The sequence below is a fragment of the Citrobacter sp. Ct235 genome (assembly GCF_030332305.1).
GTDB lineage: Bacteria > Pseudomonadota > Gammaproteobacteria > Enterobacterales > Enterobacteriaceae > Citrobacter_A > Citrobacter_A telavivensis.
Window position 1 is genome coordinate 336,777 of record NZ_JAOWIC010000047.1, and the last position, 23,013, is coordinate 359,789.

General features: G+C 56.9%; 17 protein-coding genes. 9 read left to right on the forward strand and 8 right to left on the reverse strand.

The window, feature by feature from the left end:
* Positions 1–20 precede the first annotated feature (20 nt).
* Together OGY35_RS14615 and OGY35_RS14620 are read right to left on the reverse strand one after the other, a co-directional pair.
* Positions 21–1,541, reverse strand: coding sequence for an FGGY family carbohydrate kinase (locus tag OGY35_RS14615; protein ID WP_286632649.1), 1,521 nt, complete (start codon positions 1,539–1,541; stop codon positions 21–23).
* A 350-nt stretch (positions 1,542–1,891) separates the two neighbouring features.
* On the reverse strand, positions 1,892–2,842 hold the full coding sequence (locus OGY35_RS14620) for a sugar-binding transcriptional regulator (RefSeq protein WP_042320815.1): 951 nt from the start codon (positions 2,840–2,842) through the stop codon (positions 1,892–1,894).
* A 361-nt stretch (positions 2,843–3,203) separates the two neighbouring features.
* Between OGY35_RS14620 and OGY35_RS14625 the strand changes: the two genes are divergently transcribed.
* On the forward strand, positions 3,204–4,034 hold the full coding sequence (locus OGY35_RS14625; RefSeq protein ID WP_286632650.1) for a transketolase: 831 nt from the start codon (positions 3,204–3,206) through the stop codon (positions 4,032–4,034).
* Entirely contained in the window at positions 4,027–4,962 is a 936-nt protein-coding gene (locus OGY35_RS14630; RefSeq protein ID WP_152405545.1) for a transketolase family protein, read from the forward strand. The genes OGY35_RS14625 and OGY35_RS14630 overlap by 8 nt, the downstream gene beginning before the upstream one ends.
* A 3-nt stretch (positions 4,963–4,965) precedes the next feature.
* On the opposite strand, the gene entD is transcribed toward OGY35_RS14630, so the two are convergent.
* Both entD and OGY35_RS14640 read right to left on the reverse strand, forming a co-directional pair.
* Positions 4,966–5,589, reverse strand: coding sequence for an enterobactin synthase subunit EntD (entD, locus tag OGY35_RS14635; RefSeq protein WP_286632652.1), 624 nt, complete (start codon positions 5,587–5,589; stop codon positions 4,966–4,968).
* A gap of 51 nt (positions 5,590–5,640) precedes the next feature.
* On the reverse strand, positions 5,641–7,914 hold the full coding sequence (locus tag OGY35_RS14640; RefSeq protein WP_152405543.1) for a TonB-dependent siderophore receptor: 2,274 nt from the start codon (positions 7,912–7,914) through the stop codon (positions 5,641–5,643).
* 243 nt (positions 7,915–8,157) lie between these two features.
* Between OGY35_RS14640 and fes the strand changes: the two genes are divergently transcribed.
* The 4 genes from fes to wzz(fepE) all read left to right on the forward strand — a co-directional run bounded on the left by fes (position 8,158) and on the right by wzz(fepE) (position 14,862).
* Positions 8,158–9,360 carry an enterochelin esterase gene (gene fes, locus OGY35_RS14645; RefSeq protein WP_178823980.1) on the forward strand — a complete coding sequence of 401 codons (1,203 nt, stop codon included), beginning with the start codon at positions 8,158–8,160 and terminating at the stop codon, positions 9,358–9,360.
* 30 nt (positions 9,361–9,390) lie between these two features.
* Positions 9,391–9,609 (forward strand): MbtH family protein, encoded by a 219-nt coding sequence (locus OGY35_RS14650; protein ID WP_152405541.1) that lies wholly within the window; start codon positions 9,391–9,393, stop codon positions 9,607–9,609.
* The gene (entF, locus tag OGY35_RS14655; RefSeq protein WP_286632653.1) at positions 9,606–13,502 is read left to right on the forward strand and encodes an enterobactin non-ribosomal peptide synthetase EntF; all 3,897 of its coding nucleotides are present in this window, start codon (positions 9,606–9,608) and stop codon (positions 13,500–13,502) included. The genes OGY35_RS14650 and entF overlap by 4 nt, the downstream gene beginning before the upstream one ends.
* A gap of 226 nt (positions 13,503–13,728) precedes the next feature.
* On the forward strand, positions 13,729–14,862 hold the full coding sequence (wzz(fepE), locus tag OGY35_RS14660; protein WP_286632654.1) for an LPS O-antigen length regulator Wzz(fepE): 1,134 nt from the start codon (positions 13,729–13,731) through the stop codon (positions 14,860–14,862).
* A 37-nt stretch (positions 14,863–14,899) separates the two neighbouring features.
* Here the strand turns inward: wzz(fepE) and fepC are convergent, their stop codons facing one another.
* From fepC to fepD, 3 genes are read right to left on the reverse strand one after another with little or no spacing between them, the layout of a single operon-like run.
* Positions 14,900–15,694, reverse strand: a complete 795-nt coding sequence (gene fepC / locus OGY35_RS14665; protein WP_286632655.1) for an iron-enterobactin ABC transporter ATP-binding protein — start codon at positions 15,692–15,694, stop codon at positions 14,900–14,902.
* Complete coding sequence (gene fepG / locus OGY35_RS14670; RefSeq protein WP_286632656.1) at positions 15,691–16,683, reverse strand: iron-enterobactin ABC transporter permease; 993 nt, start codon at positions 16,681–16,683, stop codon at positions 15,691–15,693. Before fepG ends, fepC begins: the two co-directional genes overlap by 4 nt.
* Entirely contained in the window at positions 16,680–17,684 is a 1,005-nt protein-coding gene (gene fepD, locus OGY35_RS14675; RefSeq protein ID WP_152405536.1) for a Fe(3+)-siderophore ABC transporter permease, read from the reverse strand. The genes fepG and fepD overlap by 4 nt, the downstream gene beginning before the upstream one ends.
* A 111-nt stretch (positions 17,685–17,795) precedes the next feature.
* Here fepD and entS point away from each other — a divergent pair, with 111 nt between their 5' ends.
* Positions 17,796–19,034: an enterobactin transporter EntS gene (gene entS, locus OGY35_RS14680; protein ID WP_286632657.1), complete on the forward strand. Its 1,239-nt coding sequence runs from the start codon at positions 17,796–17,798 to the stop codon at positions 19,032–19,034.
* 47 nt (positions 19,035–19,081) lie between these two features.
* Here entS and fepB read toward each other — a convergent pair whose 3' ends face one another.
* Complete coding sequence (fepB, locus tag OGY35_RS14685) at positions 19,082–20,023, reverse strand: Fe2+-enterobactin ABC transporter substrate-binding protein (RefSeq protein WP_286632724.1); 942 nt, start codon at positions 20,021–20,023, stop codon at positions 19,082–19,084.
* Positions 20,024–20,213: 190 nt separating this feature from the next.
* On the opposite strand from fepB, the gene entC reads away from it, so the two are divergent.
* Together entC and entE are read left to right on the forward strand one after the other, a co-directional pair.
* On the forward strand, positions 20,214–21,389 hold the full coding sequence (gene entC, locus OGY35_RS14690) for an isochorismate synthase EntC (RefSeq protein WP_286632659.1): 1,176 nt from the start codon (positions 20,214–20,216) through the stop codon (positions 21,387–21,389).
* A 9-nt stretch (positions 21,390–21,398) separates the two neighbouring features.
* The gene (entE, locus tag OGY35_RS14695; protein WP_286632725.1) at positions 21,399–23,006 is read left to right on the forward strand and encodes a (2,3-dihydroxybenzoyl)adenylate synthase EntE; all 1,608 of its coding nucleotides are present in this window, start codon (positions 21,399–21,401) and stop codon (positions 23,004–23,006) included.
* Positions 23,007–23,013 lie beyond the last annotated feature (7 nt).

Below are 23,013 nucleotides of genomic sequence, written 5' to 3' on the forward strand. Positions count from 1 at the left end.
GCATCTTCCCTGGTGAGGCGTCAGGCGGACGGGGCCGGTTTCCATAGTGTTCTGTTCACCGCATTGCGCCACTCCTGCCATCTTTTTTGCAGGCGATGATGGCGGGCCATATCGGGCTGAAATGCGCTGTGTACGGTTAAAAAGGCTTTTAAATCAGTGAGCGAGCCAGGGTGAAGCGCTTTGCGCGCCAGTAACGCGGCGCCAATGGCCGACAGTTCAGGCACATCGCTGCGCATCACCGGACAACCCAGCAGGTCTGCCTGGTACTGCATTAACCAGTCATTCTTTGTCGGGCCGCCGTCAACCATCAGCGCCGACAAACTGAAGTCTTCATGTTGCTGCATGGCGACCACGACATCGGCGATTTGATAGGTAATCGACTCAAGGGCCGCGCGGATCAGATGGGCTCGTTTGACGCCGCGACTCAGTCCGCAGATCACGCCGCGCGCGCTGTCATCCCACCAGGGGGCGCCGAGCCCGGTTAATGCCGGGACGAAGTACACGCCCAGGGTTGACTCAACGGAGGCGGGGAGCGTATTCAGTTCATGAGCCAGTTCGGCGTCAGAAAGTTCGCTCAGGCCGGTGCTATCTGCCATCCACGCCACCGCATCGCCGGTGTGCGGAATATTGCCTTCCAGGCCGTAAATGATGTTCTCACCGTCGTGCCAGGCAATGGTGGTCGCCAGCGCGCCAATATCGCACTGGGCAGAAGTCACCGGCGCCATTACGGAGGATCCGGTGCCGTAAGTGGCCTTGACGCACCCCATCTCGCCGAGGGCATGACCAAACAGCGCGGCGTGCGAGTCACCGACCATCGACATCACCGGGATACCATCCGGAATGCCGTTCAGGCCACGGGTATAACCAAATAATCCACTGGAGGGTTTAATTTCCGGTAGCGCGGCGCGGGGGATGTGGAACAGTTCCAGCATGGTGTCATCCCACTGCCCGGTGTGCAGATTGAGCAACTGGGTGCGGGCCGCGTTAGAGTAGTCGCAGCTGAAGGCCTCGCCGCCGGTTAAATTCCACAGCAGCCAGCTGTCGATAGTGCCCAGACAGATTTTCCCCTGGGCCGCAAGCTGCGGGCCATCCGCTACCGACTCCAGCAGCCAGCGCATTTTTGAGGCGGAAAAAAGCGGCGCAATTGGCAGGCCGGTGGTGGTCTTGATCAGGTGTTCTTTGTGCTCGTGACGCAATTCTTCGCAGTACGCCGCACTGCGTGTGCACTGCCAGGTGATGGCGGAATTCAGCGGTTTACCCGTCTGGCGATACCAGCCAATGGCGGTTTCACGTTGATTACTGATAGCCAGGGCCACGACGTTGTCGGCGCCGACGTGGCTTATCGCTTTCGCAATCACATCGAGCGATGCATCAATCAATACCTCGCCGGATTGTTCAACCCAGCCTTCACGCGGAGTCTGAATGGCCAGCGGTTGAGAAAATTTGGCGACCACCAGGCCCTGAGCGTCCAGGGCGACCGCTTTGGCGTTGGTGGTACCTTCATCCAGCGCAATGATGAACTCTTTCTTTGCTGCACACATAGATTGATTATCTCCTGAGTCACATTGCGTCCCGGCGTTAAAGGGAAAAGGGCCTCCCTCACTGTCGCGTCATTACTTAATCAGGCTTGATTGTGACATCGTGTATTTTTACTGTCTGAATATATATTCGATGCTGATTATTTATTTAATACCTTAGCCAGAATCTTTCAGTTGGGCTATAGAAAAAATCATCAATTGTGCTGAGAATCACACTTACACAGCGGGAAGAATATCAGGTTCACGCGATAGTCGCGCGGAGGTGAATCCTTTCAGTTTGTTGAAATATAGGGATTTTTATACGGTCTTTGCGACGAACTCTTTTTTCGCAAAGACCGAATATGTGGGAGGGATCAGGCTGTTACTAACATCCGCGCGGTAGGATAATCGGTGATCAATACGTCGATATAGCCCCCGTTCAGCGCTCCTTTGATGGCAGCAACTTTGTCAGTTCCTCCCGCCAACGCCACAACGTTTGGGCATTTTTTGACTTTATCGAGCGCCATGCCAATGACCGGATCTTCATCATCCTGTAAGACCGGCTGACCATTTTTGTCGTAGTAGTGCAGGCAGATATCTCCTACGGCACCGCGATCGGCCAGTACCTGTAACATATCTTCGTGGTAGTAGTTACCCGACGTTTTAAGCAACTGGGACGGTTCCAGGATCCCCACCCCCACGATGGCGATATCGACATTATCGAAACGCGAGATCACCTCGGCGACATCCTTGCTGGCGATAAGCCGATTTTTCTCCTCAACCGATCCCTCAATGCTTTGCGAAGGGAGCAGCCAGGCCTCGCAGTTAAGATGTTGCGCCAGCGTCTGGGTTAAAATGGTGGCCTGCACATTGCCGTTTGGCCCGACGCCGCCGAGTAGCTGGATAACGCCGCCGGCTTTCAGATTCTGGGTATGCACTTCGTCAACCATTGCCCGGATGGTTGAACTCCATGAGGAGACGCCCACCAGATCTTTGGGCCGCAGGCGGGTTTCAAGATAATGGGCGGCGGCGGAACCGATGGCGCGTTTGATACTGTGGTCGGTGGCATCATCTTCGGTATCCACCACGATCGCCTGTTTGAGTCCGTAACGATCTTCGATCCCTTTCTCAAGATTCAGGAAGATATTTGAGGGCTGTACGACGCTGATTTTTACCACCCCTTCTTTCTGACAGCGGGTAATGGCTCGGGAGATAAACGACTGAGAAAGCGAGAGAAGCTGAGCGATATCGGACTGTTTACGTCCTTCAAGATAGTAAAGGGTGGCGATTTTAACCAATAGCCGTTGTTCGTCCTGCTTAGCCATATATTTCCCCGAAAATCATTTACGTACAGCCATTATCTTAGAAACTTTTATCATACGCGAAAACAAAAGCCAGGTAAGTGTGATAAAGCTCTAACTTTAACCAATCCTCAAAAACAGGGATGGACAAATACGGAAATGTGGTTGCATAATTGAATAAAGAGTCATCTATGAATATATATTCATGGTGATTTCAGGTCAACTGATTATTCCCGACGTCAATGTGGTCGCGGTGAGGAGGCAGAATGTTCCTGAGTAAGAGACCGTAGCGTAAGCCGTGTGATGCGAAGCAAAGGGATTTCTGGTTTTTTTAGTCCCTGATGGAATAAATATTCCATATTGAAAATAAATTCAGAGGTGTTAAATGAATCCCTGGCACTATGATATCCAGACTCTTGAGCGCACAGCGCGAGCGGTGCGCCGTCACATCGTCAAATTAAACGCCTACAGCCCGGCAGGAGGGCATACCGGTGCGGACCTGTCTCAGGTTGAACTGCTCACCGCACTCTATTTCCGCATTTTGAATGTCGCCCCGGATCGCATCGACGATGAGGAGCGTGACATCTACATTCAGTCCAAAGGCCACGCGGTAGGCTGCTACTACTGTGTTCTGGCGGAGGCGGGGTTTTTCCCTGTTGACTGGCTGAGCACATACCAACATGCCAATTCTCATCTTCCGGGCCATCCGGTGCGCCAGAAAACGCCAGGTATTGAACTGAACACCGGCGCGCTGGGCCACGGTTTGCCTGTCGCGGTGGGGCTGGCGCTGGCGGCGAAGAAAAGCAACAGTGCCCGTCGTATCTTCTTAATTACCGGCGATGGTGAGCTGGCTGAAGGTAGCAACTGGGAAGCCGCGCTTGCAGCGGCGCATTATGGACTGGATAACCTGGTGATCATCAATGACAAGAATAATCTCCAGTTGGCCGGACCCACGCGTGAAATCATGAACACCGATCCGCTCGCGGATAAATGGCGTGCCTTCGGCATGCAGGTCACCGAATGCAAGGGAAATGATATGGCGTCGGTCGTCAGTACCCTGGAAGGCCTGAAGCAGGAAGGGAAACCTAACGTCGTGATTGCCAATACCACAAAAGGCGCAGGTATCTCGTTTATCCAGGGGCGTCCTGAGTGGCACCACCGGGTGCCGAAAGGTGAAGAGATTGAACTGGCTCTGGAGGAGTTGAAAGATGAGTAATGCAGAACACCTCGCGAACGTCATGGTTCAGGCGTTTATCGATGCGGTAGAAAATGGCGTTGATCTGGTGCCGGTCGTCGCTGACTCAACATCCACCGCGAAAATAGGCCCCTTCATTAAGCAGTTCCCGGACAGGCTGGTCAACGTGGGGATTGCCGAACAAAGCATGGTTGGGACGGCGGCAGGGCTTGCGCTCGGCGGAAAGGTTGCGGTCACCTGTAACGCGGCGCCATTCCTGATTTCCCGCGCGAATGAGCAAATCAAAGTTGACGTTTGCTACAACAATACCAACGTGAAGCTGTTTGGTCTGAATGCGGGGGCCAGCTATGGTCCGCTGGCGAGCACGCACCACGCGATTGACGATATCGCCATCATGCGTGGATTTGGCAATATCCAGATTTTCGCCCCCTCTTCACCGCGAGAGTGTCGACAGATAATCGACTATGCCCTTGGCTACAAGGGGCCAGTGTACATTCGCATGGACGGAAAAGCGCTCCCTGAACTGCATGACGAGAGCTATCGTTTTGTGCCGGGTGCCGTAGTGACCTTGCGTGAAGGCGACTCGCTGGCGCTGGTGGCGACAGGTTCCACCGTCCACGAAATTGTTGATGCGGCCGCGTTGTTAGCCGATTCCGGTATTCAGGCGACGGTGGTAAGCGTACCGTCCATTCGTCCATGTGATACCCAGGCATTGTTAGCGGCAGTGAAAGGCTGTAAAGCGGTGATCACCGTTGAAGAGCATAATATCAACGGTGGGCTGGGAAGCCTGGTGGCGGAAGTCCTGGCCGAAGCAGGCACTGGCGCGGTTCTGAAGCGCTTAGGGATCCCGGATGGTGAATACGCGGCGGCGGCTGACCGCGGCTGGATGCGCCAGCACCACGGTTTTGATGCACAGTCGATTGCGGCCCAGGCGCGGGAAATGCTTTGAGGGTTAACGCGTTGCTACGGTAACGACATGGCTATCGGAAGCGAGCCACTGTACACGCCAGATCTGGTCGAACGCCCGTAATCTCATCTGGTCATGTTGAACGTCCAGAATGTGATAGTGCATGAATCCGCAGTCTGTCTGCGATAGCCCCTGGGTTGCCTTAAAGGCGCTCTCTTTGGCGGAAAACGCCAGCGTGAGCGCCTGTTCAAAAGGTAATCCGCTCTCTGCAAGTCGTACTTTTTCTGCCTCCGAGACGATACTGTTTGCCAGTTCTGCCGCTATCTGCGGCGTAAATACTTCCTCTCTATCCACCCCGACAGGCTGGCAGGAAACCACCGCCAGTGCGGTAGTCGCGCAGTGGCTGATGCTGCCAAACAGACCTTGCGGCCATAACGGTTGCCGTTGTTCGCCCATTCCCGGCACGTTTTTATGCCCCAACTCGCGTAGCGCATGGACGGCGGCAATACGACCAGCCAGGTGTTCGGCTTTCCGCTTACGCCCGGCATGTGCCAGTTGCGCATAATGCGGAAGCCACAGCAGATCGTGCTCGTGGAAGGTGTCCGGTTCGAAGGTCACACAATGCAACGTGTGGTGAGCCAGAGTGAGAAGGGAGTGAGTTGTCTGCATCGCGTCATTAAAACCAAAAACCCTCCTCCGGGTGGAGGAGGGGAGTGGACATCAGAAGTGCGTGTTAACGCTCATGTACCACGTACGGCCCGGTTCGTTATAGGTGTACGCACCCGCGCCACGCATATAAGAAACATCGGTTGTACTGCCGGTAGTCTGGGCATTGCCTTCACGCCATAGACGTTTATCGAAGACGTTATCCACGCCGCCGGTCAGGCTGACATTTTTGGTCACGTCCCAGGTCGCGCTCAGACCCACAATGCTGTACGGGCTGATGGATTGTTTATCCGAGCCTGTCACCGGTTTACCCTGGTAATCGTATTTCTTCGGCTCTTGTTTGCCATACCAGGTAAAGGTGGATTGCAGAGAAACGTCCTGATGTACCTGCCAGCTCAGCGTTGAGTTCAGCGTGTACTCCGGAATAATCGACAGGCGTTCGCCGGTCTCTTTGTTTTTACTCTGCAGCATGTAGGTGATGTTGTTGGTCCAGTTAACGGTGCTGCTTACCGGTACGTTCAGCGTCCCTTCCAGACCTTCGACCACCGCTTTAGGCACGTTCTCCCACTGATAGATATCGGTGTAGGTGGTTTTGCCTTTGTTGGTAATCGATGTGCGGTCCATGGGTACCGTACCGGCTTCAATCTTGTTGCGATAATCGTTACGGAACCAGGTCACACCCGCCAGCCAGCCATCACGTTTGAATTCAAGACCAATCTCTTTGTTGACGCTGGTTTCCGCTTTCAGATCGTCGTTACCCATCATGTAGCAACCGATGCCGGTTGCGGCGCCTGTGGCGTAACAGCCCTGGCCTTTACTGTACAGAATGTAGTTTGGGTTGGTCTGATACAGGCTTGGCGCTTTGTAAGCCCGCGCGATGCCCATCTTCAGGGTGAAATCATCGCCCAGCCCCTGTGACAGGTTTAGCGATGGACTCCAGTTGTCGCCCACGATGCTGTGGTGATCGAAACGCAGACCCGGCGTCAGCATGGTGCTGTCGGTCAGCTCCATGTTGTTCTCAGCAAACAGCGAGAAAATTTCCGCTTTCGAATACGGGCTGCGGTCGGTGCTGCTGGAACCCGGAATTTCACCGCCCATAAAGGTTTGCGAATTGGAGAGCATATCCTTCATGCGCTGCTGGGTCCATTCGGTGCCCAGCGTCAGGTTCTGATTAACCAGGAAATCGAACGGCAGGCTGACTTCACTGTGCAGCGTGACGTCGTTCAGGTCGGCATCAACATATTTCTGTGACGCTTTCGGGTCGAAGATCCCTTCAGTCCCCCCCGCGAGGCCTTCCGGCGTACGGGAGTTGCGTGTGTGTTCGTACTGAACCCAGTTGGTGGTGGTGACGCCGTTATCCCAACCGCCGTTCCAGGTCAGAGAGTAGTTCTGGCGGTAGAGACGGTTGGTCTCTTCGCCATAGTTATCTTTCACCAGTTGGTTGGTGTTGGTGTTCTGCGTGTCCCCGGCGTACAGGTTACCCTGACGGCTGTAACCGGCTTCCAGTTCAATCGACTGCATCGGTGCGAAGTCCCAGCGCACCACGCCGTTAATGTCTTTATTGATGACGCCTTCACGACCGGCTGGCAGCGTGTCGGAATAGGTGCCGGTACGTTCAGACTGGTGACCCTGGTTGATGTTACGCGCATCGGCCTGTGTTTTATCCAGATTACCGAACAGGCGGAAGCTGAAATCCCCGCCCAGCGGGCCATTGAGGGTAAAGTTAGTGCGTTTGGTCGCCCCTTCCTCTTTGTGTTCCGGCGCGTTGAAATAGGTGTTCCAGGAACCGTGCCACTCGTTGCTGCCTTTTTTAGTGATGATATTCACCACGCCACCGGCGGCACCGTTACCGTAACGCGCGGCGGCAGGCCCGCGCAGGACTTCAATGCGTTCGATCATCTCGGGGGGGACCCACGAGGTATCGCCACGGGTATCACGCTCGCCGCGCCAGCCGAGACGCACGGAGTTACGGCTGGTCACCGGTTTACCGTCGATCAGAATCAGGGTGTTTTCGGGTCCCATACCGCGAATATCAATCTGACGGTTGTTGCCGCGCTGACCGCTGGTTGAGTTACCGGTCAGGTTTACGCCAGGCATGGTACGGATGATTTCAGAGACGTCGCGAGCGGGAGGGTTTTTGCGAATTTCATCTGCGGTGATAGTCGACACGCCGGGGGCCTGCAAGTTCTGCTGGGCGGCGGTGACCACGATGGTATCTTCATGAGAGACCGCGGTGCTATCAGTTGTTTCTTCTGCCATCGCAGGCAGCGCTACCCCGTAAATCCCTAAGTTGACCAATAAGGCCAGGGAATGAATCTTCTTGTTCATTGTATTTCCTGCTTTTCTTTAGCCACGTGTACCAGACGCCTGAGATCGGTATCCGGCCCGATGTCGCCCGCCTCTGCGAAAACCCTCCATTCCAGAAAAGCCCGCAGCGCGGTTGGTTAAAAACTGTTCGCGCTTCCCACAGCGCGTCAATACGCTATTGCAAATGCAAATAGTTATCAATAATATTATCAATATATTTCATCTATTAATAAAAAAATTCACAGTAAACATGGGGTTATGACGGTGACGGCGTTAACGGTAGGCAGTGAGGCCTGGTGGCAGTCAAAAAACGGTCCGCAATGGGCGCGTGAAGCAGACGGAAATTACCGGGTGACCTTCTGGTGGCGCGACCCGCAGGGGAGTGAATTTCACTCAGCCATTCAGCGAGTCTGGGTGTATATCACCGGCGTTACCGACCATCACCAGAATGTCTTTCCTCAGACGATGCAGCGCGTTGCCGGAACGGATGTCTGGCAGTGGCAGACCGTTTTAAGCGCCAACTGGCGCGGTAGCTACTGCTTTATTCCTTCTACGCGGGACGATACGTTTGCGTCGCTGAAGGCGGATGAAGCGCTGGATCGCACGGCGCTACGCGAAGGCTGGCGACAGCTGTTACCGCAGGCGATTGCCGATCCGCTTAATCCTGTTAGCTGGAAAGGCGGGCGAGGGCACGCGGTTTCGGCGCTCGAGATGCCGCAGGCCCCTGCGCAACCGGGCTGGGACTACCCGCAAACGCCTGCGTCATCGCCGGTGGTTCTGCACTGGAACAGCGCGCGCCTGGGTAATACGCGCCGGGTGTGGGTCTTTACGACGGGCGATGCGCAGCCTGGCGAACGCCCCCTGGCGGTTCTTCTCGACGGGCAATTCTGGGCGCAGAGTATGCCCGTCTGGCCCGCGCTCACTTCACTTACCCGGCGTGGTCAACTTCCACCGGCGGTGTATCTGCTTATTGATGCCATTGATACCGCGCATCGCGGTCGTGAACTGCCCTGCAATGCGGATTTCTGGCTGGCGGTTCAACACGAGTTATTGCCACAGGTCCGGGCCATCGCGCCGTTCAGCGATCGTCCGGAACGCACGATCGTTGCGGGGCAAAGCTTTGGTGGCCTGTCATCGCTGTTTGCCGGGTTGCACTGGCCGGAACGCTTTGGCTGCGTGCTCAGCCAGTCCGGCTCTTACTGGTGGCCCCATCGCGGTGGCCACCAGGACGGACTGATTATTGAACAGCTTAACGCCGGCACGCTGTCCGCGCAGGGACTGCGGATTGTCCTCGAAGCGGGAGTCCGTGAACCGGTTATCTTCCGGGCAAATCAGGCGCTTTACGCGCAACTACAGACGACACAGCAGTCGGTTTTCTGGCGTCAGGTTGACGGCGGACATGATGCGCTTTGCTGGCGTGGCGGTCTGATGCAGGGGTTGATTGACCTCTGGAAGCCGCTGCTCTGAGCGAGCGATTTTCCACGACAGGAGTTGAGTATGGAATTCAGTAATCCCTTCGATAATCCGCAGGGACAGTTCTACATTCTGCAAAATTCGCAGCAGCAGTTTAGCCTCTGGCCGCAGCACTGCGCATTACCTGCCGGCTGGCAGGTGGCGTGCGAACCGCAGTCTCAGGAAGCTTGCGAGCAGTGGCTGGCGCGTCACTGGACCACGTTAATTCCCGGCCATTATGCCGTTTCTCAGGAGGCGCAATGAGCCCACGTTTACCGCTTGTCGCCGCACAGCCTGGCATCTGGATGGCCGAAAAACTCTCCACATTACCTTCCGCCTGGAGCGTCGCACACTATGTGGCATTAACTGGCGAACTGGATGCGCAGATGCTGGCGCGCGCGGTGGTCGCCGGCATGCAGCAGGCCGATACGTTACGGATGCGTTTTACCGAGGATAACGGCGACGTCTGGCAATGGGTGGATGAATCTTTTACGTTTGCCGAACCGCTGATTCTCGATCTCCGCACTGCAGCGAACCCGCATGACGCCGCGCTGGCGCTGATGCAGGCCGATCTCCAGCAAAATCTGCGCGTCGACGGCGGTAAGCCGCTGGCGCATCATCAATTGATTCAGGTCGGCGATCGCCAGTGGTACTGGTATCAGCGCTATCATCATTTACTGGTTGATGGCTTCAGTTTCCCGGCGATTACCCGCCAAATCACCGCGATTTACAGCGCATGGCGTCGGGGTGAAGCAACACCTGATTCCCCCTTCACGCCGTTTGCCGAGGTCGTGGAAGAGTATCAGCAATATCGCCAGAGTGAAGCCTGGCAGCGTGACGCCGCGTTCTGGGCCGAGCAGCGTAAACAGCTTCCGCCACCGGCATCGCTTTCACCGACTCCGCTGCCCGGGCGCGCGGCAACGTCAGAAATTTACCGTATGAAGCTGAATGCGCCACAAGGCGCGTTTCGCCACCTGGCAGCGCAACTGCCTGACGTACAGCGAACCGATCTGGCGCTGGCGCTGGTCGCGCTCTGGCTGGGACGCCTGTGCAGCCGGGTGGAGTATGCGGCAGGCTTTATCTTTATGCGCCGCATGGGATCGGCAGCGCTGACCGCCACCGGACCGGTACTCAACGTGTTACCGCTGGGCGTGCGTATTGATGCCACAGAAAGTCTGGCAGAACTGGCAAAACGACTGTCCGCGCAGCTTAAGAAAATGCGCCGTCATCAGCGTTATGATGCAGAGCAAATCGTCCGCGACAGCGGACGGGCTGCGGGGGAAGAACCGCTGTTTGGCCCGGTGCTTAACGTCAAAGTCTTCGACTATCAGTTGGACATGCCGGGGGTTTCAGCGCAAACCCATACGCTGGCGACGGGGCCGGTGAACGATCTGGAACTGGCACTGTTCCCGGATGAAGAGGGGGGCCTGAGCATTGAGCTTCTCGCCAACCAGCAACGTTATGATGAAGCGACGCTCAAACAGCATGCGTCACGTCTGATGGCGCTAGTCGAACAGTTTGCCGCCAACCCTGCTCTGTGCTGCGGTGATGCCGATCTGCTGCTTCCGGCTGAATATCAGCAGATTGCGCAGGTTAATGCCACGGCGGTTGATATCCCTTCCACGACGCTGAGTGCGCTGGTAGCGGAACAGGCGAGCAGAACGCCGGACGCTCCCGCGCTGGCGGATGCCCGCTATCAGTTCAGCTACCGCGAAATGCGCGAACAGGTGGTGGCGCTCGCCGGTGTGCTGCGCGAACGCGGTGTGCAACCGGGCGACAGCGTCGCGGTGGCCTTACCGCGTTCCGTATTTTTGACGCTGGCGCTGCACGGGATTGTTGAAGCCGGCGCGGCCTGGTTACCATTAGACACCGGTTATCCAGACGATCGTCTACGGATGATGCTGGAAGACGCGCAGCCGAAGCTGCTGATCGCTACGGCGGAACAGCTATCGCGCTTTAGCGACATTCCGGGACTGGAAAGCCTCTGCTATAACGAACCGCTGGCGGCAGGCGATAGCGCGCCGCTGGGGTTATCGCAACCGCAGCATACGGCGTACATTATCTTTACCTCTGGTTCAACGGGCAGACCGAAAGGGGTGATGGTCGGGCAAACCGCCATCGTTAACCGTCTGCTGTGGATGCAAAACCAGTACGGACTGACGGCGCAGGACGTGGTGGCACAAAAAACGCCCTGCAGCTTTGACGTCTCGGTGTGGGAATTCTTCTGGCCGTTTATTGCCGGGGCGAAGCTGGTGATGGCTGAACCCGAAGCGCACCGCGATCCGCTGGCCATGCAGCGCTTTTTTGCCCACTACGGGGTGACAACGACCCACTTTGTGCCGTCGATGCTGGCGGCATTCGTCGCTTCGCTGACGCCAGAGCGCGCCGGTGAAAGCTGTGCAACGTTACAGCATGTCTTTTGCAGCGGCGAAGCCTTACCCGCCGATTTATGCCGCGAGTGGGAGCAACTGACGCATGCCCCGCTGCATAATCTGTATGGCCCAACGGAGGCGGCGGTTGATGTCAGTTGGTATCCGGCCTGGGGCGATGAACTGGCAAAGGTCACTGGCAGTAGCGTACCGATTGGCTTCCCGGTGTGGAATACCGGACTGCGGATCCTGGATGCGATGATGCATCCGGTCCCCATCGGCGTGGCGGGGGATCTCTACCTGACCGGCATCCAGCTCGCTCAGGGTTACCTTGGCAGACCGGACCTCACGGCGAGTCGCTTTATCGCCGATCCGTTTGCGCCAGGAGAGCGGATGTACCGCACCGGAGACGTCGCACGCTGGCTGGAAAACGGGGCGGTGGAGTATCTGGGACGCAGTGACGATCAGCTTAAGATCCGCGGTCAGCGTATCGAACTGGGCGAGATCGATCGTGTCATGCAGGCATTGCCTGACGTTGAACAGGCGGTGGTTCACGCCTGTGTCTTTAATCAGGCGGCGGCAACGGGGGGCGATGCCCGCCAACTGGTAGGGTATCTGGTCTCGCAGTCAGGCCTTCCGCTCGATATTCCCACTCTCCAGGCGAAGTTGCGTGAGAAACTCCCGTTGCATATGGTACCCGTGGTGTTACTGCAACTGGCGCAACTGCCGCTCAGCGCCAACGGCAAGCTGGATCGTAAAGCGTTGCCGATGCCGGAATTAACGCCGCGTGCCAGAGGGAGAGCCCCGCAGCCGGGCAGCGAAACGACGGTGGCTCAGGCATTCAGTGAACTGCTGGGCTGTGACGTCAACGACGTTGAGGCTGATTTCTTCGCGCTGGGGGGGCATTCGCTGCTGGCCATGAAGCTGGCAGCGCAACTGAGCCGGACCTTCGCCCGTCAGGTGACGCCGGGGCAGGTCATGGTGGCTTCAACGGTGGCGCAGCTGGCGGCGCTGCTGGATGCGGACGATGACGCACAGACGCAGCGTCTTGGGTTTGAAACGCTGCTGCCGCTGCGTAAAAGCGACGGCCCGACGCTGTTTTGCTTCCATCCGGCATCGGGATTTGCCTGGCAGTTCAGCGTACTGTCGCGCTATCTCAGTCCACAGTGGTCGATTACGGGGATTCAGTCGCCGCGTCCACAGGGGCCGATGCAGACGTCAGCCAATCTGGACGCGGTCTGCGAACACCATCTGGCGACGCTCCTTGAACAACAGCCGCATGGCCCGTATTACCTGTTGGGCTATTCGCTTGGCGGCACGCTGGCGCAGGGTATTGCCGCACGTCTGCGGGCGCGGGGTGAAGCGGTCGCTTTCCTCGGTCTGCTGGATACCTGGCCGCCGGAAACGCAAAACTGGTCAGAAAAAGAGGCCAATGGACTCGACCCGGAAGTGCTGGCGGAAATTGATCGTGAGCGGGAGGCGTTTCTGGCCGCGCAGCAGGGGAACGCGTCAGGCGAATTGTTTAGCACCATTGAAGGGAATTACGCTGATGCCGTCCGCTTACTCACCAGCGCGCACAGCGTCCCCTTTGATGGCCGCGCGACGCTGTTTGTTGCCGAGCGTACTCTGCCGGATGGCGTAAGCCCGGAACGCAGCTGGGCGCCGTGGATTGCGGAGCTGGAGGTGTATCGTCAGGACTGCGCGCATGTGGAGATTATCTCCCCATCCGCCTTTGAAAATATCGGCCCTGTCATCGCCGCATGCTGTGATAAATATAAGCATAGCTGATTAATAATTCGTCTTCTAAGCATCCCTCGTAACAACGCGCCAACAACGCGTCATAGTTACGGGGGATCTTTTATTGCGATAATTCCTTGTATTAAGAATATTACCTTCAGGAGGGTAACTTCTGAATTTAGCTTTAGCCATGCATTAGTGTTTCGGAATATTATGGGGGTTTGTTACGCTGTTAGCTGGAATTAGCTTTCATGGAACATGCAACAGGACGTACAGTATGCCGTCACTTAATATTAAGCAGAGTAAAAATACGGAGTTTACTGGTTTTCCGTTGCCCCACTCTCAGAGTAATGAAATCGATTTATTAAAACTGATTGATATTTTATGGCAGGCTAAAAAACGTATTATTGCGTGTACGCTCGCGTTTGCGTGCGTGGGGTTATTCGTCACGTTTTTTTTACCGCAGCGCTGGACCAGTGAAGCCGTGGTGACGCCTGCCGAATCAATCCAGTGGCAGGATCTGCAGAGAACGCTGACGGGATTACGTGTTCTGGACCTTGATATCAAAGTCGATCGTAGTAACACCTTCAATCTCTTTATCAAGAAATTTCAGTCGTCTTCACTACTGGAGCAATATTTACGCTCATCTCCCTATGTAATGGATCAATTAAAAGGCGCGGAAATCAATGAACTGGAATTGCATCGGGCCATCGTCGCGCTGAGTGAAAAGATGAACGCGGTGGACAGCAAGGCCGGAAAGAAAAATGAAACGGCGCTGTATACGTCCTGGGTGTTGAGTTTTACGGCACCTACCAAAGAAGAGGCACAGCAGGTTCTGGCGGGATATATCCGGTTTATTGCTGATATTGTGGTGCAGGATTCGCTGGAAAATATCCGCAATCAGCTGGAGGTCAAAACACGTTTTGAGAAAGAACGTCTGGCACTGGACCGCGTGAAACTTAAAAATCAACTGGATACCAATATTCAACGACTCAATTATTCACTGGAGATTGCCAATGCAGCCGGAATTAAAAAACCGGTTTACAGCAATGGCCAGGCGGTGAAAGACGATCCTGATTTTTCTATTTCTCTGGGCGCCGATGGGATCCAGCGAAAGCTGGAAATTGAAAAATCGGTAACGGATGTGGCTGAACTGAATGCTGAATTAAAAAACCGGCAGTATTATGTTGAGCAACTGGAATCCGTCGATATCCACGACGTGAAGTTCTCGCCGTTCAAATACCAGCTTGAGCCATCATTACCGGTGAAAAAACAGGGGCCGGGTAGAACGATCGTGGTCGTGTTGGCGGCAATCATGGGAGGAATTACGGCCTGTGCTGGCGTGCTTCTCCAGCATGCAATGGCCGCGCGTAAAATGGATGACGCCACTGTCAAAGAACGTCTGGTCTGACAGACGGCCGGAAGGTTCAGCACCTTCCGGCGATCGGTTAACGACGGCCCAGCGGCACCACCAGCGGTGTGCCCGCCACCGGATCGTCGATAATCATGCAGCGTAACCCATAGATTTTCTCAATCAATTCCGCCGTGACGATCTCCTTTGGTGCCCCTTCAGCGACTATTTTTCCTTCCCGCAACGCGATCAAATGGGTGGCGTAGCGGCAGGCCTGGTTGAGGTCATGCAGCACGGCGGCGAGGGTATAGCCTTTCTCGCGGTTCAGTTCGCTCAGTAATTCCAGCAGATCAATCTGATGGCTGATATCAAGCCAGGTCGTCGGTTCATCAAGCAGCATGATCGACGTTTCCTGCGCCAGCACCATCGCTATCCATGCGCGCTGGCGCTGACCACCGGACAGCGTATCCACGCTTTGACCGGCCAGATGCGTAATGCCGGTGGCGCGCATTGCCTGCGTCACGGCATCTTCATCTTCTTTACGCCAGCGAGTAAAAAGCGGTTGATGCGGATAGCGTCCGCGCGCCACCAGTTCCTGCACGGTGATATCGCCCGGCGTCGTGGCATTTTGCGCCAGCAGGCCGATGCGCCGGGCCACTTCTTTACTCGGATAGCGTTGGATAGGCTCGCCGTCCAGCCAGACGTGACCGTTTGTCGGCGTCAACAGCCGACTGAGGGTCCGCAACAGCGTCGATTTCCCGCAGCCGTTTGGCCCGATAATGGCCGTGAAATGACCATCGGGAATGGTGACGTTAAGGTCTTCGGCAACGGTGAATTTTCCATAACCCAGCGTTAACTGGTCGCCACGCAAACGGGCTACTGATTCGGTCATTTTTTGCGGGACTCCTGAATTAACAAGGCGATAAGGTAAATACCGCCGATGCTCACGGTGACTACACCCACCGGAAGCTGATAAGGCATAAACAGTTGCTGCGCGCACAGATCGGCCGCCAGCAGTAATAGCGCGCCGCAGAGTGCGGCCTGGGTTAATCCCCAACGCGCGGTGCCGCTCAGGCGACGGGCGATATGTGGCGCAACCAGCGCGATAAAGGAAATGGGGCCGGCCAGTGCGGTGGCTGCCGCGGTTAATGCCACGGCGACCAGCATCATGGCGAGTCGCGAGCGCTCCACGCTGACGCCCAGCGCGCAGGCGCTGTCATCACCCATCTCCAGCAGACGCATGCGGCGCACCAGCAGTCCGGCACCTACCAGCATGAGGATAATGATCGGTGCGGAAGGCCAGGTTTTCGCCCAGGTCAGGCCGTTAAGCGATCCGGCGTTCCACAATCCGGCGGTCAGTGCAGTGTCCAGCGAAGCCTTCAACAACAGCCAGGTGTTAAACGCAAACAGCATGGCGCGAATGCCGATGCCGATAATGATCAGGCGGAAGGTTTCAATACCGTTGCGCCAGGCCAGCAGCCAGACTACCAGAGACGTCAGAATACCGCCGGCCATCGCCGCCAACGCGATAGCGGTCAGATGCTGACCAAACAGCACCATTGCGACCAGCACGCCGCTCCAGGCTCCGGTGTTAAAACCCATCACGTCCGGGCTGCCGAGCGGGTTGCGCATCAGGGACTGAAAAATCGCGCCGCTGACGCCGAGTGCCGCGCCAATCAGCAGCGCCATCAACACGCGCGGCAGGCGCCATTCGGTCACGACCATCGTCAGACTGCGCGGCGCATCGCCGGTTAAGGCGGCAATAATTTGAGGAATTTCCAGCGGCACGGCACCGCTACGCAGGCCCCAGAGTGCGAAGAACAGGCAGCCGACCGTCAGTAACAGGCACGCTACCAGCAGGCGACGCGATACGTACATCATGCGGCACCTCGCGGACGACGACGAACCAGAAAGATCAGTACCGGGGCGCCAATAAAGGCGCTCACTACCGACACGCGCAGCTCGCCGGGAACAATCAGGCGGCCAATGATATCGGCAAAAAGCAGCAGAACAGGAGTGGCGATCAGCGTCACGGGGAGCGACCAGCGGTGATCGGCGCCGACCAGCCAGCGCGACATGTGCGGCATCATCAGGCCGATAAACGCAATCGGTCCGACAATCGCCGTGGCGCTGCCGCATAAGACGGTGATGGCTAGCAGGCCGATGAGCTGCGTGCGTGCGACTTTGCTGCCAAGCGCCGTGGCGGTATCACTTCCCAGACTCAGGCTGTTCAGCGCCCGGCTGAGCATCAGCGCAGTGGCACCGGCAATCAGTACCGGCACAATAACCACTTTGAGCGTCTGCAGGTTGCGGATATCCAGTGAACCGGCCTGCCAGTAGCGAAGACTATCGTAGACGTCCGGGTTTAACAGGGAGATACCGCTGGTGAGACCTTCCAGAACGGCGGCGAGCGCAACGCCCGCCAGCGTCAGGCGCACCGGACTTAACTGACCGCCGCCCTGGCTGCCGGTAAATGCCACAACCAGCGATGCCACCAGCGCGCCGATAAAGGCCATCACCAGTTGTTCCTGCGGTGTGGAAAAGCCGAACAGCGCCGCGCCCAGCACAATGGCAAAACTGGCTCCGGCGTTCACGCCAAGCAGACCCGGGTCGGCCAGCGGATTACGGGTGAGCGTTTGCATCAACGCGCCAGCAAGTCCCAACGCACCGCCCGCCAGCAGTCCCGCCAGCGTTCGCGGCAGACGGGCATCCAGCACGATAGTGCAATCAGCACTTTGACAGGTACCGGTGAGCGCTTGTGCAACCACGGAGATGGGCAAGGATTTTGCGCCGATGATCAGACTTAATGCCGTGGCGATAACCAGTAATAACAACAATCCGGGCACGGCAATGGCACGCGTCACGGAAACAGAACATGACATATCAACTTCCCTGATAATGATAGTAATTATCGTTATCGATCTTATTTGATTATGTTAGCATGTGCAGCCATTGAATGGATAATGAAAAAAAGATCGCATTAAGGCGTTGTAATGAATCGACAATCCTGGCTGCTCAACCTCAGTTTGCTGAAGACACACCCGGCATTTCGCGCTGTCTTCCTCGCCCGTTTTATCTCTATTGTCTCGCTCGGACTGCTCGGCGTTGCGGTTCCCGTACAAATCCAGATGATGACGCATTCCACCTGGCAGGTGGGTCTCTCGGTGACGCTGACCGGCAGCGCGATGTTTGTCGGGCTAATGGTAGGCGGCGTACTGGCCGATCGCTATGAACGCAAAAAAGTGATCCTGCTGGCACGCGGCACCTGCGGCATTGGCTTCATCGGCCTGTGTCTGAACGCGATGCTGCCAGAACCCTCACTGATCGCCATTTATCTGCTGGGCCTGTGGGACGGCTTTTTTGCCTCGCTGGGCGTGACGGCATTGCTGGCGGCGACGCCTGCGCTGGTGGGACGTGAAAATCTGATGCAGGCGGGGGCAATTACCATGCTGACGGTACGTCTGGGCTCGGTGATTTCGCCTATGCTGGGCGGACTGCTGCTCGCCACCGGTGGCGTGGTCTGGAACTACGGTCTGGCGGCGGCGGGCACTTTTATCACCTTACTGCCGCTGTTGAGCCTTCCGGCGCTGCCGCCTCCACCACAGCAACGTGAACATCCGCTGAAATCGCTGCTGGCGGCGTTTCGCTTCCTGCTTGCCAGTCCGCTGATCGGCGGCATTGCGCTGCTTGGCGGTCTGCTGACGATGGCAAGCGCCGTGCGCGTGCTCTATCCGGCGCTGGCAATTAACTGGCAGATGTCGGCGGCGCAGATTGGTATGTTGTACGCCGCTATTCCGCTCGGAGCGGCGATTGGCGCACTCACCAGCGGGCAACTGGCGCACAGCGTGCGTCCGGGATTGATCATGCTGGCCTCGAGCGTGGGGGCGTTTCTGGCGATTGGCGTGTTTGCCCTGATGCCTGTCTGGGGGTTAGGAGTGGTCTGTCTGGCGCTGTTCGGCTGGCTGAGCGCCATCAGCTCGCTGTTGCAGTACACGATGCTGCAAACGCAGACGCCGGAAAATATGTTAGGGCGCATCAACGGTCTGTGGACAGCGCAGAACGTCACGGGAGATGCCATCGGTGCGGCGTTGTTAGGCGGTCTGGGAGCCGTCATGACGCCGGTGGCTTCGGCGAGCATTAGCGGTTTCGGCCTGGTCATTGTGGGACTGCTACTACTGCTGTTGCTCAGTGAGTTACGTCGATTCCGGCAGACGCCGCCGGAACCGGCATAATGTGAGGCAGGCCAGATAAGGCGTTAACCGCTATCCGGCAATGGCGATTAGAACAGCGTGGAGAGACGGTCGAGCACTCGCATCGCGCTGTAATAATCCAGGCGGAAAGATTCGGTGCCCAGGGCGTAAACGCGCTTGTTCTGTACCGCCGGCAGATGCGCCAGCAGTGGGTTGGCGTAAATTGCCTGCTCGTCTTTCTCGTCACCGGCAAACAGGAACAGCGCTTCGCCGTTCAGTCCGGCCGCCAGATTCTCACCACCAAGCTGAATGATATCGTGACGTTTCCCCTGGCTTTGACTGGCCTGCAGTCCGCCAGGCAACGTTGCCAGCGTAAAGCCGAGTTGTTCCAACATTTGTCCCTGCGCGGACTCTGGCGTCCACAGATTGGCTCTGTGGGCCGCAGCGGTGTAAACCAGCGCGCTCACCGGTTGCGGCGGCAGTACCAACTGCTGTTTAACGACGGTCAGTTGCTTATCGAATTCCGCAATACGCGCGGCGGCCTGTTTCTCCTGGCCGGTGATGTCGCCCAACTGCGTCAGCAGCGACTGCCAGCTTTTATCGTCGTAATTAATGATAAGCGTCGGGGCGATAGGGGAGAGCTGATCGTACAGGGCCAGCGCGGAGTCGCCGCCGGTCGCGCTAATCAGAATGAGATCGGGCATCTGCGCAGCCACGGCTTCGGCGTTCGGCTCGCCGATATAAAGGCGGGTCAGTTTGCGTGCTTTTGCCACGTCGCCCCACTGACGCAAAAATCCCTGATCGTCAGCCACGCGATTGTTTGGCGTCGTTGCCCCGCTGGCGATCACCGGCGCATCAATCGCCAGCAATGAACCAGTGAGCGTGACGCTGGTAGAGACGATGCGTTCAGGTTTGTGTTCCAGCGTGTGGCTGCCGCGAACGTCAGTCACCTGACGCGGCCAGTCCGCGGCGTGGGCTGAGGAGAATCCGAAAACGAAGAGCGTAACGAGCAGGCCGGGCAGGGAAGGCAGTCTCACAAATCAGTTCCTGTGCTGAGTTATTAATGCTTCTCATTTTCATTATTAAGCGTAAGGGATGCAAGCGTTAGTCGCACTTTGTGCTACCTCAAGAGTTGACATGTCGCCTGTTTGCTTTTAGGTTAGCGCCCGAAAATATAAATGATAATCATTATTAAAACCTTTATCATTTTTGGAGGATGATATGGATACGTCTTTGGCCGAGGAAGTTCAGCAGACTATGGCAACACTTGCACCCCATCGCTTTTTCTTTATGTCGCCGTATCGGAGCTTTACGACGTCAGGATGCTTCGCCCGCTTCGATGAACCTGCCGTGAACGGCGATTCGCCAGACAGCCCCTTCCAACAAAAATTACAAAAAATGTTCGCCGATGCCAACGCGCAGGGTATCGCAAACCCGGTCATGGTGGGGGCTATTCCGTTCGACACCCGTCAGCCATCGTCACTGTTTATTCCCCAATGCTGGCAGCCCTTTTCTCGCCAGGAAAAACAACAGTCATCACGTTACTTCACCGACCATCAGGCGCTGAACGTTACGGCGCGCAAAGCGATCCCAGAGCAGGAGACGTTTGAAGAGATGGTCGCGCGCGCTGCCGCGCTGACGGCGACGCCGGAAGTCGACAAGGTGGTGCTGTCGCGACTGATTGATATCACCACCGATGCCGAGATCGACAGCGGTGCGCTGCTTGAGCGTCTGGTGGCGCAAAACCCGGTTAGTTACAACTTCCATGTCCCGCTGCACGATGGTGGCGTTCTGCTCGGCGCGAGCCCGGAACTGCTGCTGCGCAAAGAGGGCGATCGCTTTAGTTCTCTGCCGCTGGCGGGCTCCGCGCGCCGTCAGCCTGATGATGTGTTGGACCGGGAAGCCGGAAACCGTCTACTGGCCTCTGAGAAAGATCGCCATGAACACGAGCTGGTTACGCAGGCGATGAAAACCGTGCTGCGCGGTCGCAGTCAGAGTCTGCAACTGCCGTCTTCTCCGCAGCTCATCACCACGCCAACGCTCTGGCACCTCGGCACACCGTTTGAAGGCAAAGCCAATGCCGGAGAAAACGCCCTGACGCTGGCCTGTCTGCTGCACCCGACGCCTGCGCTGAGCGGCTTCCCGCATCAGGCGGCGAAACAGTTGATTGCTGAACTGGAGCCGTTCGATCGCGAACTGTTTGGCGGCATCGTCGGCTGGTGCGACGCCGAAGGCAACGGTGAATGGGTGGTGACCATCCGCTGTGCGACGTTACGTAAAAACCAGGTCCGCCTGTTTGCGGGTGCAGGGATCGTCCCGGCCTCTTCGCCGGTGGGAGAGTGGCGTGAAACCGGCGTCAAACTTTCCACCATGTTGAACGTTTTTGGATTGCATTAAGGAGCGATGATGAACATCCCTTTCACCCGGTGGCCTGACGAATTTGCCCGTCGTTACCGTGAAAAAGGTTACTGGCAGGATCTGCCGCTAACGGACATTTTGACCCGCCATGCGGAAAACGACCATATGGCGGTCATCGAAGGCGAGCGTCAGTTGAGCTACCGTGAACTGAACCAGGCAGCGGACAACCTCGCCTGTACGCTGCGCCGCCAGGGGATCAAACCCGGTGAAACCGCGCTGGTGCAGTTGGGCAATGTGGTGGAGTTGTACATCACGTTCTTTGCGCTGTTGAAGCTTGGCGTCGCGCCCGTTCTCGCCCTGTTCAGCCATCAACGCACTGAACTTACCGCGTATGCGACGCAAATTGAACCCGCGCTGCTGATTGCCGATCGCCAGCACGCGCTGTTTGCCGACAATGATTTTCTGAACGCCTTCATTACTCAACATAAGACTATTCGGGTGGTGCATCTGCTCAATGACAGCGGTGAGCACTGCCTGCAAGCGGCGATAAATCAACCGGCAGACGCGTTTGTCGCCACGCCGTCGCCCGCGGATGAAGTGGCCTACTTCCAGCTTTCCGGCGGCACGACCGGGACGCCGAAGCTTATCCCGCGAACCCACAACGACTACTACTACAGCGTACGCCGCAGTAATGAAATCTGTCACTTCACTGCCGATACGCGTTTTTTATGTGCGATCCCTGCTGCGCATAACTACGCCATGAGTTCTCCCGGCTCGCTGGGGGTATTTCTCGCCGGTGGCACCGTGGTACTGGCAGCGGATCCGAGCGCCACGCTGTGCTTCCCGCTGATTGAAAAACATCAGATTAACGCGACGGCGCTGGTGCCGCCTGCGGTCAGCCTGTGGTTACAGGCGATTAACGAGTGGGGCAGTAACGCGCAACTGGCTTCGCTGACGCTGTTGCAGGTTGGCGGTGCGCGCCTGTCAGCCTCGCTGGCGGCGCGGATCCCGGCCGAAATTGGCTGCCAGCTGCAGCAGGTCTTCGGCATGGCGGAAGGCTTAGTGAACTACACCCGTCTCGACGACAGCCTGGAGCGGATCGTTAATACCCAGGGGTGTCCGATGTGTCCGGATGATGAAGTGTGGGTGGCGGATGCCGATGGCAACCCATTGCCACAGGGAGAAATCGGGCGGCTGATGACGCGCGGCCCGTACACCTTTCGTGGCTACTACAAGAGCCCGCAGCATAACGCCAGCGCCTTTGACGCCAACGGTTTCTACTGCTCAGGCGATCTTATCTCTATCGACGAGGATGGCTACATCACCGTGCAGGGACGGGAGAAAGATCAGATCAACCGCGGCGGCGAGAAGATCGCAGCCGAAGAGATAGAAAACCTGTTACTGCGTCATCAGGCGGTGATCCATGCGGCGCTGGTGAGTATGGAAGATGAACTGATGGGTGAGAAAAGCTGCGCGTATCTGGTGGTAAAAGAACCGCTACGCGCGGTACAGGTGCGCCGTTTCCTGCGTGAGCAGGGCGTTGCTGAATTCAAGTTACCGGACCGGGTGGAAACCGTTGAGGCGCTGCCTCTGACCCCGGTCGGGAAAGTCGATAAAAAACAATTACGTCAGTGGCTGGCAATACGTTCGGCCTGAAGGAGAA

Coding starts and splice junctions, on each gene's coding strand:
- OGY35_RS14615 (WP_286632649.1), bottom strand. CDS start 1,541: ATGTGTGCAGCAAAGAAAGAGTTCATCATTGCGCTGGATGAAGGTACC.
- OGY35_RS14620 (WP_042320815.1), bottom strand. CDS start 2,842: ATGGCTAAGCAGGACGAACAACGGCTATTGGTTAAAATCGCCACCCTT.
- OGY35_RS14625 (WP_286632650.1), top strand. CDS start 3,204: ATGAATCCCTGGCACTATGATATCCAGACTCTTGAGCGCACAGCGCGA.
- OGY35_RS14630 (WP_152405545.1), top strand. CDS start 4,027: ATGAGTAATGCAGAACACCTCGCGAACGTCATGGTTCAGGCGTTTATC.
- entD (WP_286632652.1), bottom strand. CDS start 5,589: ATGCAGACAACTCACTCCCTTCTCACTCTGGCTCACCACACGTTGCAT.
- OGY35_RS14640 (WP_152405543.1), bottom strand. CDS start 7,914: ATGAACAAGAAGATTCATTCCCTGGCCTTATTGGTCAACTTAGGGATT.
- OGY35_RS14650 (WP_152405541.1), top strand. CDS start 9,391: ATGGAATTCAGTAATCCCTTCGATAATCCGCAGGGACAGTTCTACATT.
- entF (WP_286632653.1), top strand. CDS start 9,606: ATGAGCCCACGTTTACCGCTTGTCGCCGCACAGCCTGGCATCTGGATG.
- fepC (WP_286632655.1), bottom strand. CDS start 15,694: ATGACCGAATCAGTAGCCCGTTTGCGTGGCGACCAGTTAACGCTGGGT.
- fepG (WP_286632656.1), bottom strand. CDS start 16,683: ATGATGTACGTATCGCGTCGCCTGCTGGTAGCGTGCCTGTTACTGACG.
- fepD (WP_152405536.1), bottom strand. CDS start 17,684: ATGTCATGTTCTGTTTCCGTGACGCGTGCCATTGCCGTGCCCGGATTG.
- entS (WP_286632657.1), top strand. CDS start 17,796: ATGAATCGACAATCCTGGCTGCTCAACCTCAGTTTGCTGAAGACACAC.
- entC (WP_286632659.1), top strand. CDS start 20,214: ATGGATACGTCTTTGGCCGAGGAAGTTCAGCAGACTATGGCAACACTT.
- entE (WP_286632725.1), top strand. CDS start 21,399: ATGAACATCCCTTTCACCCGGTGGCCTGACGAATTTGCCCGTCGTTAC.